Source organism: Metabacillus rhizolycopersici (assembly GCF_020075705.1).
The window spans coordinates 1-1,022 of record NZ_JAIQUM010000222.1 but is presented as its reverse complement, the minus strand read 5'-3'; the positions used below and the strand labels follow the sequence as shown (position 1 = coordinate 1,022).

1 protein-coding gene is annotated in these 1,022 nt (G+C 43.5%); it reads left to right on the top strand.

The annotated features are described in order from the left end of the window. On the top strand, positions 1-1,022 hold a 1,022-nt coding region (locus K9V48_RS28125; protein WP_224142330.1), incomplete at both ends, for a nickel pincer cofactor-dependent isomerase, group 22.

Sequence of the window (1,022 nt, the reverse complement as noted above, 5' to 3'; positions counted from 1 at the left end):
GAAGCAATCAAAGAAAAATTGCAACGAGATGCGATTGAACAGAAAATTAAGCCAGGCATGGAAATTGCGATCGCAGTAGGTAGCCGTGGCTTGGATCGCCTCCCAGAAATTACGGCAACAACCGTGCAATTTTTAAAGGATTTAGGAGCCAAACCATTTATTGTTCCGAGTATGGGAAGCCATGGCGGTGCGACAGCTGAAGGTCAGACGGAAGTATTAGCACATCTTGGGGTAACAGAAGAAAGTGTGGGAGCTGAAATTCGCTCATCAATGGAAGTAATCAAGCTTGGAGAATTACCGAACGGATTACCGGTTTACCTTGATAAATATGCGTCAGAAGCTGATGGAATCGTGGTAATTAATCGTATCAAACCACATACTGCCTTCCGTGGTCCAGTTGAGAGTGGCATCATGAAGATGATTGCAATCGGCTTAGGAAAGCAAAAAGGTGCCGAAGCAACTCATCAATTAGGGTTTAAATATATGGCTGAAAATGTCCCAGCGATGGCGAAAATGATGATGGAGAGATCACCGATTTTATTCGGAGTCGCTACACTTGAAAATGCGTTTGATAAAGTAACACAGGTTGAGGTTCTGGCAGCAGAAGAAATTGAAGAAAAAGAACCGGCATTACAAGCATTAGCGAAGCAATTATTGCCGAAGCTTTTCTTTGACCAACTGGATGTCCTTGTGATTGATGAGATCGGGAAAAATATTAGTGGCGATGGCATGGATCCGAATATTACGGGACGTTATCCAACCCCATATGCCAAAGGCGGCCCAGATGTAAATAAAATGGTCGTGCTTGATTTGACACATCAAACAGAAGGGAATGCCAACGGGGTAGGAACAGCCGACTTTACAACACAGCGTTTGGTTGACCAAATGGATTTGGAAGTAACGTACGCAAACGGCTTAACATCAACCGTTGTGGCACCAACGAAAATCGCAACCACGTTACCGAATGATCGAGAAGCAATGAAAGCCGCGGTAAAAACATGTAATATTTTAGATTTTACAAC